Origin of the sequence: Cedecea sp. AS113 (genome assembly GCF_037152415.1) — a bacterium.
GTDB lineage: Bacteria > Pseudomonadota > Gammaproteobacteria > Enterobacterales > Enterobacteriaceae > Cedecea.
The window spans coordinates 103780-120397 of sequence record NZ_JBBCMI010000005.1; the positions used below are offsets into that span (position 1 = coordinate 103780).

Sequence of the window (16618 nt, forward strand, 5' to 3'; positions counted from 1 at the left end):
AACTAAATCGAAACAGGAAGTACAAAAGTCCCTGACCTGCCTGTTACATGCCATAAATTAACATGCCGGGCTTAACATGACTAAAGTACGTAATTGCGTTCTTGATGCACTTTCCATCAACGTCAACAACATCATTAGCTTGGTCGTGGGTGCATTCCCTTTGGACCCGACGGTGTCAAAAACGGCTGTTATCCTAACCATTTTAACAGCAACATAACAGGCTGACGCGCTTTAGACACCTGATAAAACTACGCTTCGTTGACATATATCAATTTCAATTGTAGCACGTTAACAGTTTCAATAAATCATCGTAGCTCAATGCTAGCTTTTGTCACAACTTTTTAATAATCAAGATCGTAAAGCGTCAAATAAAGTACGCTGAATCTGGCCTGCAGCTGTGTTTCTCTTGTGGGGAAATAAACCATGATAAACAAGTGGATATAACCCGTGTTTCCCCTGTTTTCATGGTATATAATCACGTAAAAGCATAAGCTTAAGTTATAAGTCCATCAGAAGTTATAGCCACAATATATGTTGCAACAAAGTAAATTTGCGATGCGTATTATCCAAATTTGTGCATCACTTCGCACGTTTTAACGAATTTTAGAAGAGAGTTCCAATGCGTTTGCCAATTATCCTGGTTTCACCGGCCAGAGCAGAGAACGTCGGGGCCGCTGCCCGGGCGATGAAGACCATGGGGTTTACGGAGATGAGGATCGTAGCCAGTGATGCGCATCTCCAGCCCGCCGCGCGCTGGGTTGCGCACGGCGCGGGCGATATTCTTGATGGAATTCGCCACTTTGACACGCTCGCGGATGCTCTGAGTGACGTGGATTTTTCCATCGCCACAACGGCCCGCAGTCGGGCGAAGTTTCATTACTATGCGACGCCGCAGCAGCTGCTGCCTATACTCGAAGAGAAACGCCAGTGGGTAGGATGCGTGGCGCTGGTTTTTGGCCGTGAAGATTCCGGGCTGACCAACGAAGAGCTGGAGTTGGCGGATGTGCTAACCGGCGTGCCGATGGTCGCGGATTATCCGTCGCTTAACCTGGGGCAGGCCGTGATGGTTTATTGCTACCAGCTTTCCGCTTTGATGCAGCAACCGCCTGTGGAAAACGTGGCCGGTGACGGGCAGCAGTTGAATGCGCTGCGTCTGCGAATGGAAGCGCTTTTGCATCGTCTTGAGGTTGCGGGCGACCAAAAAATGGTCGATTGGGTCCAGCAGCGTTTGGGGCTACTGGAGCAGAGAGACACGGCAATGCTTCACCGTTTGCTTCATGACATCGAAAAAAAATTACCAGAATGAAATGTTTTTGAATGACTCTTTTTGAGACGTTCATCTAACTTATTGCGCTATTTACGCGCTTTTACTCCCATTTTTGGTGGTTTTTTCAGCTCGACAGGGCAAGGCGATTTTTTGTGACAGAACTAAAAAAAATTGACTTGGTAAAGGGATTGCTTTAACCAATAGAGCTATTACAAATTTAGAGCACACAACATCCATGTTTCGCTTCAGCCTGATTACCACAATTATCACAACCACCATTACCACAGGTAACGGTGCGGGCTGACGCATACAGGTAAAAATGAAAAAAGCCCGCACCTAAACAGTGCGGGCTTTTTTTTCGGGAAAAAATCAAGGGGTCACAACAATGCGAGTGTTGAAATTCGGTGGTACTTCGGTGGCAAATGCGGAGCGTTTCCTTCGCGTTGCCGATATCCTGGAAAGTAATGCCAAACAGGGGCAGGTGGCGACCGTGTTGTCTGCTCCGGCAAAAATTACTAACCACCTTGTGGCGATGATTGAGAAAACCATCGGGGGCCAGGACGCTGTGCCGAATATCAGAGACGCAGAGCGTATTTTTGCTGAACTGCTGAATGGTCTGGCAGAGGCGCAGCCGGGCTTTCCGCTGGCTGAACTGAAAGGGTTAGTGAATCAGGAGTTTGCTCAGCTTAAACATGTTCTGCACGGGATCAGCCTGCTGGGCCAGTGCCCGGACAGCATCAATGCGGCGATCATTTGCCGGGGCGAGAAGCTGTCTATCGCTATTATGTCGGGCGTGCTGCAGGCTCGTGGCTACCAGGTGACCGTGATCGACCCGGTCGAGAAGCTGCTGGCGGTGGGGCATTACCTGGATTCCAGCGTGGATATCGCAGAGTCAACTCGCCGCATTGCCGCCAGCCGCATTCCTGACGATCACATGATTCTGATGGCTGGGTTTACCGCCGGGAACGACAAAGGCGAGCTGGTTGTTCTGGGCCGCAACGGTTCCGACTATTCTGCCGCCGTGCTGGCTGCCTGTCTGCGAGCCGACTGTTGTGAAATCTGGACTGACGTCGACGGCGTTTATACCTGCGACCCACGCCAGGTGCCTGATGCCCGACTGCTGAAGTCGATGTCTTACCAGGAAGCGATGGAGCTTTCCTACTTCGGCGCCAAAGTACTTCACCCTCGCACCATCACCCCGATTGCCCAGTTCCAGATCCCTTGCCTGATTAAAAATACCGGAAACCCGCAGGCGCCAGGTACGCTCATTGGCGACAAGAGCGATGACGAAGGGCTGCCGGTGAAAGGCATCACTAACCTGAATAACATGGCGATGTTTAGCGTTTCAGGCCCGGGCATGAAAGGCATGGTCGGCATGGCTGCACGCGTGTTTGCCGCGATGTCCCGTGCCGGGATCTCCGTGGTGCTGATCACCCAGTCCTCCTCCGAGTACAGCATCAGCTTCTGCGTTCCGCAGGCCGATTGCGGCCGCGCTCGCAAAGCGATGGAAGACGAATTCTATCTCGAACTGAAAGAGGAGCTGCTGGAGCCGCTGGCGGTCACCGAACGCCTGGCGGTTATCTCCGTCGTGGGCGACGGCATGAAAACGCTGCGTGGTATCTCCGCCAAGTTCTTTGCTGCCCTGGCCCGCGCGAATATCAACATTATCGCTATTGCACAGGGTTCTTCCGAGCGCTCTATCTCCGTTGTGGTCAATAACGACGATGCCGTGACCGGCGTACGTGTGACTCACCAGATGCTGTTTAACACCGATCAGGTTATTGAGCTGTTCCTGGTGGGCGTTGGCGGCGTGGGCGCGGCTCTGCTGGAGCAGGTTAAACGCCAGCAGGCGTGGTTGAAGGAGAAGCATATCGACCTGCGCGTTTGCGGAGTGGCGAATTCTAAAGCCCTGCTGACTAACGTGCATGGCCTGGATCTCGAAAACTGGCAGCAGGCGCTGGAGCAGGCCAAAGAGCCGTTCAATCTTGGCCGCCTGATCCGCCTGGTGAAAGAGTATCATCTGCTGAATCCGGTGATTGTGGACTGTACTTCCAGCCAGGCCGTGGCGGATCAGTACGCTGATTTCCTGAGCGAAGGTTTCCACGTAGTGACGCCAAACAAAAAGGCCAACACCTCGAGCATGAATTATTACCACCAGTTGCGTAATGCCGCGGAGAGTTCTCGCCGGAAGTTCCTCTACGACACCAACGTGGGGGCAGGCTTGCCGGTTATCGAAAACCTGCAAAACCTGCTGAATGCGGGCGATGAGCTGCAGCGTTTCTCGGGCATTCTTTCCGGATCGCTTTCTTACATCTTCGGGAAGCTGGATGAGGGAATGAGCTTCTCGCTGGCGACCAGCACTGCGCGTGAAATGGGATATACCGAACCGGATCCGCGTGACGATCTTTCCGGTATGGACGTGGCGCGTAAGCTGTTGATCCTGGCACGTGAGACCGGGAGCAGTCTGGAACTTTCGGATATCGAGATCGAATCCGTACTTCCGGAAAATTTTGATGCAAGCGGAGACGTCGAGTCTTTTATGGCACGCCTTCCTCAGTTGGATGATGAGTTTACGGCTCGTGTGAGGAAGGCGCGTGACGATGGGAAAGTGCTACGTTACGTCGGCATTATTGAAGAGGACGGCAGCTGCAAAGTGAAAATCGACGCCGTAGACGGCAACGATCCGCTGTATAAGGTGAAGAACGGCGAAAATGCCCTGGCCTTCTACAGCCACTATTATCAACCGCTGCCGCTGGTACTGCGTGGCTACGGGGCAGGTAACGACGTTACCGCCGCCGGTGTCTTCGCGGATCTGCTTCGCACCCTGTCATGGAAGTTAGGAGTTTAAGATGGTTAAAGTATATGCCCCGGCTTCCAGCGCCAATATGAGCGTCGGTTTTGATGTGCTGGGTGCGGCGGTGTCGCCGGTTGATGGCTCACATTTGGGTGATTACGTCACGGTTGAAGCGGCAGACAGCTTCAGCCTGACCAACCTTGGGCGGTTCGCCAGCAAGCTGCCGGATGAACCGCGCGAGAACATTGTTTATCAGTGCTGGGAGCGTTTCTGCCAGGAAATTGGCAAGACTATTCCCGTGGCGATGACGCTTGAGAAAAACATGCCCATCGGCTCCGGACTGGGATCCAGCGCCTGTTCAGTGGTGGCTGGCCTGATGGCGATGAATGAATTTTGCGGTAAGCCTTTGAGCGACACACGCTTGCTGGCGCTGATGGGCGAGCTGGAAGGGCGTATTTCCGGCAGCATTCATTACGATAACGTCGCGCCTTGTTTCCTCGGCGGCATGCAGTTAATGATCGAAGAAAACGGCATCATCAGCCAGCAGGTGCCAGGCTTTGATGAGTGGCTTTGGGTGCTGGCGTACCCTGGGATTAAGGTTTCAACCGCCGAAGCGCGTGCGATTTTACCCGCCCAGTATCGCCGTCAGGACTGCATCAGCCACGGTCGCCATCTGGCCGGTTTTATTCATGCCTGTCATACCCGCCAGCCTGCACTCGCGGCGAAACTGATGAAGGATGTGATTGCTGAACCTTACCGCGCCAAACTGCTGCCGAAGTTTGATGAGTCCCGTAAAGCCGTGGCGGATATCGGCGCCCTGGCGAGCGGGATTTCGGGTTCTGGCCCGACCTTATTTGCACTGTGCGATAACACCGATACCGCGCAGCGCGTGGCTGACTGGCTCAGCCAACATTATTTGCAGAACCAGGAAGGTTTTGTACATATTTGCCGTCTGGATACGGCTGGCGCACGAGTTTTGGGATAAGACATGAAACTGTACAACCTTAAAGATCACAACGAGCAGGTCTCCTTTGCACAGGCGGTTACCCAGGGCCTGGGCAAACAGCAGGGGCTGTTTTTCCCGCATGACCTGCCTGAGTTTGAACTGACTGAAATCGACGCCATGCTGGAGATGGATTTTGTCAGCCGTAGCAGCAAAATTTTGTCCGCATTTATCGGCGATGAGATCCCGCAGGAGATTCTGGAAGAGCGCGTGCGTGCGGCCTTCGCGTTTCCTGCACCGGTGAATATGGTTGAGCCGGACGTGGGCTGCCTGGAACTGTTCCACGGCCCGACGCTGGCGTTTAAAGACTTTGGCGGGCGCTTTATGGCGCAGATGCTGACCCACATCAGCGGCGACAAGCCTGTAACCATTCTGACCGCAACATCCGGCGATACCGGTGCGGCGGTGGCCCATGCGTTCTACGGCCTTAAGAATGTGCGCGTCGTTATTCTTTATCCGCGTGGGAAAATCAGCCCGCTGCAGGAAAAACTGTTCTGTACCCTCGGTGGAAATATCGAAACCGTGGCGATTGACGGCGATTTTGATGCCTGCCAGGCGCTGGTGAAACAGGCATTTGATGATGAAGAATTGAAGGTGGCGCTGGGGTTAAACTCGGCAAACTCCATCAACATTAGCCGCCTGCTGGCGCAGATCTGCTATTACTTCGAAGCGGTAGCCCAGCTGCCGCAGGAAGCCCGTAATCAGCTTGTGGTCTCCGTGCCGAGCGGTAACTTTGGCGATCTGACGGCTGGCCTGCTGGCAAAATCCCTCGGCCTGCCGATTAAGCGCTTTATTGCGGCGACTAATGCCAACGACACCGTTCCGCGTTTCCTGGCTGAAGGCCAGTGGGCACCTAAAGCGACCGTGGCCACGCTGTCCAACGCCATGGATGTTAGCCAGCCGAACAACTGGCCGCGAGTGGAAGAGCTTTTCCGCCGCAAAATTTGGCGTCTGACCGACCTTGGCTATGCTGCAGTGACCGACGCAACCACCAAAGACACGATGCGCGAGCTGAAGGCGATTGGCTACGTTTCTGAACCACACGCGGCAATTGCTTACCGTGCTCTGCGCGACCAGCTGCAGCCAGGTGAGTTTGGGCTGTTCCTGGGGACCGCGCATCCGGCGAAGTTTAAAGAGAGCGTAGAAGAGATTCTGGGCGAAGCGCTGCCGCTGCCGGAGGAGCTGGCCTCCCGCGCCGATCTGCCGCTGCTGTCCCACAACCTCCCAGCTGATTTTGCCGAACTGCGTAAGTTCATGATGGTTAAAGCGTAATTCTGAAGCCCCATTTTGCTTGTCAGACTGGGGCGTTTTTCCCTGTAAATCAGGGAGAAAATAAGCAGGCATTTAGCAGGAAAAAAGGAGAAATTCCCATAAAATGCGGGTGCTTAGAGATTAGGATTGCGGAGAATAACGCGGGTGTGATTTCCGACATAAGCTCATCTTAACGGGCCCACTGGGCCGGCTTAAGAAGTAAGGAGCAAATTATGTTGAAATCCATTTTTCTGGCGTTGTCCCTGCTGGTGGTGACGCCGCTGGCGGTACAGGCGGGAGAAATCACGCTGGTGCCTGCCGTGACGCTGCACTTCGGCGATCAGGATAACCACGGGCGCTACTGGGACGGCCATTACTGGCGAGACCACGACTGGTGGGTAAGACACTATGAGTGGCGTGAACATCGTTGGCAGCGCCACGCAAGGTTTGATGGCCCGCCACGGGAACATCATGATAATCGCTGGGACAGATAACCGGCGCGAGTTCAAAGTAAAACGCCAGCTTAACGCTGGCGTTTTTTTATTGCTCGTGGCGCTTAAACACCAGTTCGTTTTTCTGTGACGCTTCTTCATCAAAGAAATAGCCGTCGGTATTAAACGCTTTGAGTTGTTCTGGCTTCGTCAGGCGATTCTCAATGATGTAGCGGCTCATCAGCCCGCGCGCTTTTTTCGCGTAGAAGCTGATGACTTTAAACTTGCCGTTCTTCTCATCGAGGAAGACGGGCTTGACGATCTCCGCGTTCAGCTTCTTCGGCTTCACCGCTTTAAAGTATTCATCAGACGCCAGATTGACCACGATATTGTCGCCCTGGGTGGCCAGCACCTGATTGAGCTTCTCGGTGATCGTATCGCCCCAGAAGTGATACAGATCTTTGCCTTTTGGGTTTTCCAGGCGAATGCCCATTTCCAGCCGGTAAGGCTGCATTAAATCCAGCGGGCGCAGCACGCCGTACAGCCCGGAAAGCATACGCAGATGCTGTTGGGCGAAATCAAAGTCGGCTTCACTAAACTCTTCGGCCTGCAGGCCGGTATACACATCACCTTTAAAGGCGAAAATAGCCGGGCGCGCGTTTTGTGGCGTAAATGCCGGATGCCACTCATGGAAACGGGTTTCGTTAAGAGAAGCCAGCTTATCGCTGATGCTCATCAGGGAGGCAATTTGCGGTGCGCTAAGCTTGCGGGCAACGCTGATTAACTGCTGTGAATATTCCAACAGTTCCGGCTGTGTATAGCGGTCCGTCGGCAGCTCGCTTTGGTAATCCAGCGTTTTGGCAGGTGAGATAAGAATTAGCATGTCCACTCCTTGCATAGTTAGGCCGTTACTTTAGCAAATTTCCTGCCTGTCGCGGCCTATGGCTGCAATCAGCTAAGGTTTTTTTTCCACGTCTCTGTCCCAAACGCCGGGGGCAAGCTGGGTCTTAATCTCCGGGAAACGGTTGGGGTTGAAAATAGGCGATATGCCCAGCTTTTGCTGGCGCAGATAATCTGCCGCTATTGTTTTCACCACCGGAGAAAGCAGCAGGATCGCCGTGATATTGGTTAACGCCATAATAGCCATCGCCACGTCTGCCAGCTGCCAGACCAGTGGCAGCGCGGCCTGCGTACCGAACATCACCATAGTGAGCACCATAAAGCGCAGTAAAAATTTCAGCGCGCGGCTGTCCTGGTTCAGGAACAGCAAATTGTTCTCTGCGTAGGTGTAATTCGCCATGATAGACGTGAAGGCGAACAGGAAAACGATAACCACGATAAAACCGCTGCCCCAACTGCCTACGGCTGAGCTGAGCGCTTGCTGAACCAGAATAATGCCGCTGCGTGACGTTTCTGTGCCATCCATCATGCCGGACATCAGCACAATGGCGGCAGTCGCGGTGCAAATGATCACCGTATCAATTAATACCCCAAACATTTGCACCACGCCCTGAGTGGCCGGGTGTGGGGGCCATGCGGCCGCCGCTGCGGCTGCGTTAGGCGTGGAGCCCATGCCAGCTTCGTTAGAAAACATCCCGCGCTGGAAGCCATTGGTGATGGCCTGGCTGACGGTATAACCTAGCGCGCCCGAAACGGCTTCGTGCCAGCCGAAGGCGTGGCTGAAAATCAGCCGGATGACTTCGGGGAAACGTTCAATGTGCAGCCCCACAACATACAGGCTCATGCATACCCAGAGTAATGCCATTAGCGGCACCAGCCACTGGGAGAGGCGAGCAATGGTCCGCATTCCTCGCCAGATGACCAGCGCGGTAACCGTAACCAGGAATAGGCCTACCCAGATTTTTGGCACGTCAAACGCGTAGTGAGTGGCAATCGCGATGGAGTTGGCCTGTACGGCGTTGAACACCATGCCGAAGGCAACGATCAAAAAGACGGAAAACAGCACCCCCATCCAGCGCATGCCAAGCCCACGCTCCATATACCAGGCCGGGCCGCCGCGGTAGTTTCCTTCTTTGTCGCGGGTTTTATAGAGTTGGGCGAGGGAGCACTCTGCGAAGGCAGTGGCCATGCTGAGCACGGCGGCAACCCACATCCAGAACACCGAACCGGGGCCACCTGCTGAGATGGCCAGCGCAATGCCCGCAAGGTTACCGCTGCCGACGCGCGCGGCAAGGCTGGTGCAAAGTGCCTGGAATGAGGATATTCCGGAAGGATCCGGCGAGTCGCTGTTGCGCAGGAAAAGGCGCAGCCGGGTAAAGTAACGGAACTGGACGAAGCCGCTGCGGAAGGTGAACCAGATGCCCGCGCCAATAAGCAGCCAAAGTAGGACCGAGCCCCAAAGTACCTCATTGATAAAAAATAAAAAATCTGTCATTAACGTCCCTCTTGTTAATGCGTGATGGCGGCGAGGTTGACGGGCCCGGGCCATGCAATCCATTACGTTACAGATAAAATGGCGGTCGAGTTTAGCATATTCTCGTCCACTGGACGGACAGCACTTGTCGCGGTTGCACCTGATGGGCGGCGTGATATCATCAAGCCAGACCGGTTACATCTCCCTAACAAGCTACACCTGAAGAGAAACACTCATTATGACGGATAAATTGACTTCTTTGCGTCAACTGACCACCGTGGTTGCTGACACCGGAGATATCGCGGCGATGAAGCTGTACCAGCCGCAAGATGCTACTACCAACCCTTCTCTGATCCTTAACGCTGCGCAGATCCCTGAGTACCGTAAACTGATCGACGAAGCGATTACCTGGGCTCGTAGCCAGAGCACCGATCGCGCTCAGCAGGTGGTTGACGCTTCCGACAAGCTGGCGGTAAACATCGGCCTGGAAATTCTGAAGCTGATCCCTGGCCGTATCTCGACCGAAGTGGATGCTCGCCTTTCCTATGATACCGAAGCCAGCATCGCGAAAGCCAAACACCTGATCAAGCTCTACAACGACGCGGGCATCAGCAACGATCGCATCCTGATTAAACTGGCTTCTACCTGGCAGGGCATCCGCGCTGCAGAGCAGCTGGAAAAAGAAGGCATCAACTGTAACCTGACCCTGCTGTTCTCCTTCGCTCAGGCTCGTGCCTGTGCTGAAGCTGGCGTGTTCCTGATTTCTCCGTTCGTTGGCCGTATCCTTGACTGGTACAAAGCTAACACCGACAAGAAAGAGTACGCTCCGCAGGAAGATCCAGGCGTGGTTTCCGTGACCGAAATCTACCAGTACTACAAGCAGCACGGTTACGAAACCGTGGTGATGGGTGCAAGCTTCCGTAACGTCGGTGAAATCGTCGAGCTGGCTGGCTGTGACCGCCTGACCATCGCACCTGCCCTGCTGAAAGAGCTGGCAGAAAGCGAAGGCGCAATTGAGCGTAAGCTGAGCTACACCGGGGAAGTGAAAGCGCGTCCTGAGCGTATCACCGAGTCCCAGTTCCTGTGGCAGCACAACCAGGATCCAATGGCCGTAGACAAACTGGCGGACGGTATCCGTAAGTTTGCTATCGACCAGGAAAAACTGGAAAAAATGATCGGCGACCTGCTGTAATCATTCTCGTGGTCGGCTTCCGTCGGCCACGCTTTTCACCGCTTTCCCTGTCTGCAACGCCTTTCCCCGTGTATCATTCCTCTCAGACTTGCTGATTTCCGGGATTGATATGAATACCTTACGCATTGGACTCGTGTCCATTTCAGACCGCGCTTCTAGCGGCGTTTATCAGGATAAAGGCATCCCTGCGCTGCAAGAGTGGCTTGAGCAGACGTTGACGACGCCGTTTAAAATAGAAACCCGTCTGATCCCTGACGAGCAATCCCTCATTGAACAAGCACTTTGCGAGCTGGTGGATGAGATGGCCTGCCATTTAGTGCTGACCACCGGCGGAACCGGGCCGGCGCGTCGTGACGTAACGCCGGACGCTACGCTCGCCGTCGCCGATCGGTTAATGCCCGGCTTTGGCGAACAGATGCGTCAGATCAGCCTGCATTTTGTCCCGACAGCGATCCTCTCGCGTCAGGTGGGCGTCATTCGCAAACAGGCCTTGATCCTCAACCTTCCGGGGCAGCCAAAATCTATTCAGGAAACGCTGGAAGGCGTGAAAGATGAAACCGGCAAGGTTGTGGTGCCGGGAATTTTTGCGAGTGTACCGTATTGTATACAGCTGCTGGATGGGCCTTATGTTGAAACGCATGACCATGTGGTAGCAGCTTTCCGCCCTAAAAGCGCTCGGCGCGAGACAAAACCCTGAATAATTAGCTTTTGTGACATAAGATCGAATTGGTATGGAGTGTGAACATTTTATCGTTATAGTAACTCTGGCTTTACAGCTAAACGGAAAAAATAATTAACACTCCTCTTTACAAGCGGTCCCCTATGTCAAAACAGCACGCCAGACCTCTTAACCGGCAGGATTACAAAACCCTGACGCTTGCAGCCCTCGGTGGCGCCCTCGAATTCTACGACTTCATTATCTTCGTCTTCTTTGCGGCGGTGCTGGGAGAGCTCTTCTTCCCGGCCGATATCCCGGAGTGGCTGCGCCAGGTGCAGACATTCGCTATTTTCGCGGCCGGTTATCTTGTGCGTCCGCTGGGCGGGGTTGTGATGGCGCACTTTGGCGATCTGGTTGGCCGCAAAAAGATGTTTACCCTCAGTATTCTGCTGATGGCGGTACCGACACTGGCCATAGGTTTGTTGCCAACGTACGCTTCATTAGGCATTGCGGCTCCGCTGTTGCTGCTGCTGATGCGTATTCTGCAGGGGGCGGCCATCGGCGGCGAAGTGCCGGGCGCCTGGGTGTTTGTCTCTGAGCATGTGCCGGATAAGCGGATTGGTATTGCCTGCGGCATTCTGACGATGGGGCTGACCGTCGGGATTCTGTTGGGCTCCGTGGTGGCAACCATTATTAATACTTCCATGACCCAGCAGGCGATTCATGACGGCGGCTGGCGCATTCCTTTCTTCCTTGGCGGGATTTTTGGTCTGGTGGCGATGTACCTTCGCCGCTGGCTGCGTGAAACGCCGATCTTCCTCGAAATGCAGCAGCGTAAAGCGCTGGCCGAGGAGATGCCGCTTAAGTCAGTCGTGGTTGGGCATAAAAAAGCGGTGGTGGTTTCTATGCTGCTGACCTGGCTGCTCTCCGCCTGCATCGTGGTGGTGATATTGATGTCGCCGATCTGGCTGCAAAAACAGCATGGGATCGCGCCTGCCTTAACGTTGCAGGCAAACAGTATCGCCACGATTATGCTGTGCGTGGGCTGCCTGCTGGCAGGGCTGTCGGCTGACCGCTATGGCTCAGGGAAAACCTTTACCGTCGGCAGCATCTTGCTCGCCATCTGTAGCTGGATGTTTTATCACCTGAGTGGGACGCATCCAGAACATCTCTTCTTGCTGTATGGCCTGGTCGGGCTGAGCGTGGGCGTGGTTGGCGCGGTACCATTTGTTATGGTGCGAGCCTTCCCGGCGCAGGTACGATTCACCGGCATTTCGTTTTCTTACAATCTGTCCTATGCCATTTTTGGCGGCCTGACGCCGATTGCGGTCACCATGTTAATGGGCGTTTCGCCGATGGCTCCGGCCTGGTACGTGCTGGCGCTTGCCGTTGTGGGTTTGGTGATGGGGATTTGGCTAAGAAAGGATATTCATCATCAGGACAAGATAGAAGAAAGGGCGCTGACGCCTTCCTGAATAAAAAAACGCGGAGCAGGGCTCCGCGTTTTGTTTTCCGCTAAAGGAAGATTAGTGCTTTTCGCCGATCGGCAGCACGGTGCGGCCAAACTGCTCGTTCAGCACTTCACCCATCGCCAGGTAGATAGCGCTGGCGCCACACACCAGGCCAATCCAGCCCGCGATTTTCACCATACCTTCGTTATCTGCCAGGTGGCCAATCGCCAGCAGGGCAAACAGCACGGTCAGGCTGGCAAACACGAACTGCAGCATACGTGGGGACTTCAGGGTGCCGAAGAACATGAACAGGGTGAAGACACCCCACAGACCCAGGTATGCGCCAAGGAAGTGGCCGTTGGCCGCATCGCTGAGGCCCATTTTAGGCATCAGCAGAATCGCCACCAGCGTCAGCCAGAAAGAGCCGTAGGAGGTGAAGGCGGTTAAACCGAAAGTGTTCCCTTTTTTAAACTCCAGCAGGCCCGCGAAGATTTGCGCGATACCGCCGTAGAAAATCCCCATCGCGAGGATAGTAACGTCAAAACCAAAAATACCTGCGTTATGCAGGTTGAGCAAAATGGTGGTCATGCCGAAGCCCATTAAGCCCAGGGGAGCTGGATTAGCCAACTTAGTGTTGCCCATAGTTCCTCTGAAAAATTCATCTGAAATGTAGTGTTAATTAAGGCCCCGCAGCCGGGAGTCCGGTTGCGGGCGCGGCATAATAATCAGGCAGCACGTCGGCGTCTATGATCTGAGCGGGGGGAAAGCAGAAAATTTTTTTTCACCTGCCCCTTGATGGCAAGCGTTGCGACCCCATCTTGTATGCAACCGCAGTTGGCGGACCTGAAAAAAAACGCTTCGGGCAGTTGAAACAGACGCTTTTGCCCGCATAACAGGTTCACAACCACATGATGACGAATTTTTAGTGGAGACGTTTAGATGGGTAAAATTATTGGTATCGACCTGGGGACTACTAACTCTTGTGTCGCGATTATGGATGGTACAACTGCTCGTGTGCTGGAGAACGCCGAGGGCGACCGCACCACGCCTTCTATCATTGCTTACACGCAGGACGGCGAAATCCTGGTAGGTCAGCCGGCTAAACGTCAGGCAGTGACTAACCCGCAAAACACTCTGTTTGCGATTAAACGCCTGATTGGCCGTCGCTTCCAGGACGAAGAAGTGCAGCGTGATGAAGCCATCATGCCTTACAAAATCATCGGCGCTGACAACGGCGACGCATGGATTGACGTAAAAGGTCAGAAAATGGCACCGCCGCAGATCTCTGCTGAAGTGCTGAAGAAAATGAAGAAAACCGCTGAAGATTACCTGGGTGAGCCGGTAACCGAAGCTGTTATCACCGTACCTGCATACTTTAACGATGCTCAGCGTCAGGCAACCAAAGACGCTGGCCGTATCGCAGGTCTGGAAGTGAAACGTATCATCAACGAACCAACCGCTGCCGCTCTGGCTTACGGCCTGGATAAAGAAGTCGGCAACCGTACTATCGCGGTTTACGACCTCGGTGGTGGTACTTTCGATATCTCTATTATCGAAATCGACGAAGTTGACGGCGAGAAAACCTTCGAAGTTCTGGCAACCAACGGTGATACCCACCTGGGTGGTGAAGACTTCGACAGCCGCATGATCAACTACCTCGTTGACGAGTTTAAGAAAGATCAGGGCATTGACCTGCGTAACGATCCGCTGGCAATGCAGCGCCTGAAAGAAGCGGCAGAAAAAGCCAAAATCGAGCTTTCTTCTGCACAGCAGACCGACGTAAACCTGCCGTACATCACTGCAGACGCGACCGGTCCAAAGCATATGAACATCAAAGTGACTCGTGCGAAACTGGAATCCCTGGTCGAAGACCTGGTCAACCGTTCTATCGAGCCGCTGAAAGTTGCCCTGCAGGATGCTGGCCTGTCTGTTTCCGATATCCAGGACGTTATCCTGGTCGGCGGTCAGACTCGTATGCCAATGGTGCAGAAAAAAGTTGCTGAGTTCTTCGGTAAAGAGCCGCGTAAAGACGTTAACCCGGACGAAGCTGTTGCTATCGGTGCAGCGGTTCAGGGCGGCGTGCTGACCGGTGATGTAAAAGACGTGCTGTTGCTGGACGTTACCCCACTGTCTCTGGGTATAGAAACTATGGGTGGCGTGATGACTGCGCTCATCAGCAAAAACACCACCATCCCAACCAAGCACAGCCAGGTGTTCTCTACTGCGGAAGACAACCAGTCTGCGGTAACCATCCACGTGATTCAGGGTGAGCGTAAACGCGCATCCGATAACAAATCACTGGGTCAGTTCAACCTGGATGGGATCAGCCCGGCACCGCGCGGTATGCCACAGATCGAAGTCACCTTCGACATCGATGCTGACGGTATTCTGCACGTCTCCGCGAAAGACAAAAACAGCGGCAAAGAGCAGAAGATCACCATCAAAGCATCTTCTGGCCTGAACGAAGACGAAATCCAGAAAATGGTTCGTGATGCAGAAGCTAACGCCGAAGCTGACCGTAAGTTCGAAGAGCTGGTTCAGACCCGTAACCAGGGTGACCATCTGCTGCACAGCACCCGTAAGCAGGTTGAAGAAGCAGGCGACAAACTGCCGGCTGACGACAAAACCGCTATCGAGTCTGCGCTGACCGCGCTGGAAGCGTCCCTGAAGGGCGAAGACAAAGCGGACATTGAAGCTAAAATCCAGGCTCTGGCTGAAGTATCCCAGAAGCTGATGGAACTGGCTCAGCAGCAGCACGCTGAGCAGCAGGCTGGCAATGCCGCAGATGCAGGCCACGCCAACGCCGGCAAAGACGACGATGTTGTTGATGCCGAGTTCGAAGAAGTTAAAGATAAAAAATAATCGCCCTGATGCAGGGTAATTAACCGGCACGGGCGCGGAGTTTACTCCACGCCCGTGCTCGTATGTTAAGGGCAGAAAAAAGAGATGGCGAAGAGAGACTATTACGAGGTTTTAGGCGTTCCGAAGTCAGCGGAAGAGCGTGAAATCAAAAAGGCTTACAAGCGCCTGGCGATGAAGTTCCATCCGGACCGTAACCAGGGCGATAAAGAGGCCGAGGCGAAGTTCAAAGAGATCAAAGAAGCCTACGAAATCCTGACCGATGACCAAAAACGTGCGGCCTACGATCAGTACGGTCACGCTGCGTTTGAACAAGGTGGTATGGGCGGCGGCGGCGGCTTTGGTGGCGGCGGTGCCGACTTCAGCGATATCTTTGGCGACGTATTCGGCGACATTTTTGGTGGCGGACGCCGCCAGCGTGCGTCCCGCGGTGCAGACCTGCGCTACAACATGGACTTAACGCTTGAGGAAGCGGTTCGTGGCGTCACCAAAGAGATCCGTATCCCGACGCTCGAAGAGTGCGAAGTTTGCCACGGCAGCGGCGCGAAGAAAGGATCTTCCCCGCAGACCTGTCCAACCTGTCACGGCCAGGGCCAGGTGCAGATGCGCCAGGGCTTCTTTACCGTGCAGCAAAGCTGCCCGCACTGTCAGGGCCGCGGCACTATCATTAAAGATCCGTGCAACAGCTGCCACGGTCACGGCCGCGTAGAGAAAACCAAAACGCTGTCGGTGAAAATTCCGGCAGGCGTGGATACCGGGGACCGTATTCGTCTGTCTGGCGAAGGCGAAGCGGGCGAACACGGCGCGCCATCAGGCGATCTGTACGTTCAGGTTCAGGTGAAACAGCACCCAATCTTCGAACGTGAAGGTAATAACCTCTACTGCGAAGTGCCGATCAACTTTGCGATGGCTGCGCTGGGTGGGGAAATTGAAGTTCCAACCCTGGACGGTCGAGTTAACCTGAAGGTTCCGGGTGAGACGCAAACCGGCAAGCTGTTCAGAATGCGCGGTAAAGGCGTGAAGTCCGTACGCGGCGGTGCGCAGGGCGATCTGCTGTGCCGTGTCGTTGTAGAGACGCCAGTTAGTCTGAACGAAAAACAGAAAAAGCTGCTGCGTGATTTAGAAGAGAGCTTCGGCGGCCCTACCGGGGCGAATAACAGCCCGCGTTCGAAGAGCTTCTTCGACGGGGTGAAGAAATTCTTTGATGATTTAACTCGGTAATTTCTTCCTGTTGGTATGCTTCAAAAAACCTGAACTGCTTCATTCGGTTCAGGTTTTTTTATGCTTTTTGATATGGGTCGGTTTTTCCGATCTTTTTTTGCCATATAAGCTGTTTTT

General features: G+C 54.0%; 15 protein-coding genes and 1 other annotated feature. Of the genes, 12 read left to right on the top strand and 3 right to left on the bottom strand.

Translation table 11 applies throughout. The annotated features are described in order from the left end of the window. The first annotated feature begins 76 nt into the window (after positions 1-76). From yjjY to WFN87_RS07810, 7 genes are all read left to right on the top strand, one after another. Positions 77-217 (top strand): protein YjjY, encoded by a 141-nt coding sequence (gene yjjY, locus WFN87_RS07780; RefSeq protein ID WP_085938930.1) that lies wholly within the window; start codon positions 77-79, stop codon positions 215-217. Positions 218-619: 402 nt separating this feature from the next. Then, complete coding sequence (locus tag WFN87_RS07785) at positions 620-1306, top strand: tRNA/rRNA methyltransferase (protein ID WP_008461665.1); 687 nt, start codon at positions 620-622, stop codon at positions 1304-1306. A 196-nt stretch (positions 1307-1502) separates the two neighbouring features. Next, on the top strand, positions 1503-1571 hold the full coding sequence (gene thrL / locus WFN87_RS07790; protein WP_071530522.1) for a thr operon leader peptide: 69 nt from the start codon (positions 1503-1505) through the stop codon (positions 1569-1571). Beyond that, positions 1510-1627: a sequence feature (Thr leader region), on the top strand. (Overlaps the previous gene by 62 nt.) A gap of 25 nt (positions 1628-1652) precedes the next feature. After that, entirely contained in the window at positions 1653-4115 is a 2463-nt protein-coding gene (gene thrA, locus WFN87_RS07795) for a bifunctional aspartate kinase/homoserine dehydrogenase I (RefSeq protein ID WP_336982794.1), read from the top strand. A 1-nt stretch (position 4116) separates the two neighbouring features. Continuing rightward, positions 4117-5046, top strand: coding sequence for a homoserine kinase (thrB, locus tag WFN87_RS07800; RefSeq protein ID WP_008461668.1), 930 nt, complete (start codon positions 4117-4119; stop codon positions 5044-5046). A gap of 3 nt (positions 5047-5049) precedes the next feature. After that, positions 5050-6336, top strand: a complete 1287-nt coding sequence (gene thrC, locus WFN87_RS07805) for a threonine synthase (RefSeq protein WP_336982796.1) — start codon at positions 5050-5052, stop codon at positions 6334-6336. 212 nt (positions 6337-6548) lie between these two features. Further along, entirely contained in the window at positions 6549-6809 is a 261-nt protein-coding gene (locus WFN87_RS07810) for a DUF2502 domain-containing protein (RefSeq protein WP_008461673.1), read from the top strand. A gap of 46 nt (positions 6810-6855) precedes the next feature. On the opposite strand, the gene yaaA is transcribed toward WFN87_RS07810, so the two are convergent. Further along, positions 6856-7629, bottom strand: a complete 774-nt coding sequence (yaaA, locus tag WFN87_RS07815; RefSeq protein ID WP_336982798.1) for a peroxide stress protein YaaA — start codon at positions 7627-7629, stop codon at positions 6856-6858. A gap of 72 nt (positions 7630-7701) precedes the next feature. Next, complete coding sequence (locus WFN87_RS07820; protein WP_336982800.1) at positions 7702-9141, bottom strand: alanine/glycine:cation symporter family protein; 1440 nt, start codon at positions 9139-9141, stop codon at positions 7702-7704. 217 nt (positions 9142-9358) lie between these two features. Between WFN87_RS07820 and tal the strand changes: the two genes are divergently transcribed. The 3 genes from tal (at position 9359) to WFN87_RS07835 (ending at position 12445) form a co-directional block, all read left to right on the top strand. Continuing rightward, on the top strand, positions 9359-10312 hold the full coding sequence (gene tal / locus WFN87_RS07825) for a transaldolase (RefSeq protein WP_336982801.1): 954 nt from the start codon (positions 9359-9361) through the stop codon (positions 10310-10312). A gap of 109 nt (positions 10313-10421) precedes the next feature. Further along, positions 10422-11009 (top strand): molybdopterin adenylyltransferase, encoded by a 588-nt coding sequence (gene mog, locus WFN87_RS07830; RefSeq protein WP_008461683.1) that lies wholly within the window; start codon positions 10422-10424, stop codon positions 11007-11009. Between the two features lie 125 nt (positions 11010-11134). Further along, positions 11135-12445 (top strand): MFS transporter, encoded by a 1311-nt coding sequence (locus WFN87_RS07835; RefSeq protein WP_166993493.1) that lies wholly within the window; start codon positions 11135-11137, stop codon positions 12443-12445. Between the two features lie 51 nt (positions 12446-12496). Here the strand turns inward: WFN87_RS07835 and satP are convergent, their stop codons facing one another. Further along, positions 12497-13063 (bottom strand): acetate uptake transporter, encoded by a 567-nt coding sequence (satP, locus tag WFN87_RS07840; RefSeq protein ID WP_166993495.1) that lies wholly within the window; start codon positions 13061-13063, stop codon positions 12497-12499. A 297-nt stretch (positions 13064-13360) separates the two neighbouring features. Between satP and dnaK the strand changes: the two genes are divergently transcribed. Both dnaK and dnaJ read left to right on the top strand, forming a co-directional pair. Continuing rightward, entirely contained in the window at positions 13361-15283 is a 1923-nt protein-coding gene (dnaK, locus tag WFN87_RS07845) for a molecular chaperone DnaK (RefSeq protein ID WP_008461689.1), read from the top strand. An 84-nt stretch (positions 15284-15367) separates the two neighbouring features. Continuing rightward, a complete protein-coding gene (dnaJ, locus tag WFN87_RS07850) occupies positions 15368-16501 on the top strand; it encodes a molecular chaperone DnaJ (protein WP_008461691.1) in 1134 nt (377 codons plus the stop codon). Positions 16502-16618: the final 117 nt, after the last annotated feature.

Coding starts and splice junctions, on each gene's coding strand:
- yjjY (WP_085938930.1), top strand. CDS start 77: ATGACTAAAGTACGTAATTGCGTTCTTGATGCACTTTCCATCAACGTC.
- WFN87_RS07785 (WP_008461665.1), top strand. CDS start 620: ATGCGTTTGCCAATTATCCTGGTTTCACCGGCCAGAGCAGAGAACGTC.
- thrA (WP_336982794.1), top strand. CDS start 1,653: ATGCGAGTGTTGAAATTCGGTGGTACTTCGGTGGCAAATGCGGAGCGT.
- thrB (WP_008461668.1), top strand. CDS start 4,117: ATGGTTAAAGTATATGCCCCGGCTTCCAGCGCCAATATGAGCGTCGGT.
- thrC (WP_336982796.1), top strand. CDS start 5,050: ATGAAACTGTACAACCTTAAAGATCACAACGAGCAGGTCTCCTTTGCA.
- WFN87_RS07810 (WP_008461673.1), top strand. CDS start 6,549: ATGTTGAAATCCATTTTTCTGGCGTTGTCCCTGCTGGTGGTGACGCCG.
- yaaA (WP_336982798.1), bottom strand. CDS start 7,629: ATGCTAATTCTTATCTCACCTGCCAAAACGCTGGATTACCAAAGCGAG.
- WFN87_RS07820 (WP_336982800.1), bottom strand. CDS start 9,141: ATGACAGATTTTTTATTTTTTATCAATGAGGTACTTTGGGGCTCGGTC.
- tal (WP_336982801.1), top strand. CDS start 9,359: ATGACGGATAAATTGACTTCTTTGCGTCAACTGACCACCGTGGTTGCT.
- mog (WP_008461683.1), top strand. CDS start 10,422: ATGAATACCTTACGCATTGGACTCGTGTCCATTTCAGACCGCGCTTCT.
- WFN87_RS07835 (WP_166993493.1), top strand. CDS start 11,135: ATGTCAAAACAGCACGCCAGACCTCTTAACCGGCAGGATTACAAAACC.
- satP (WP_166993495.1), bottom strand. CDS start 13,063: ATGGGCAACACTAAGTTGGCTAATCCAGCTCCCCTGGGCTTAATGGGC.
- dnaK (WP_008461689.1), top strand. CDS start 13,361: ATGGGTAAAATTATTGGTATCGACCTGGGGACTACTAACTCTTGTGTC.
- dnaJ (WP_008461691.1), top strand. CDS start 15,368: ATGGCGAAGAGAGACTATTACGAGGTTTTAGGCGTTCCGAAGTCAGCG.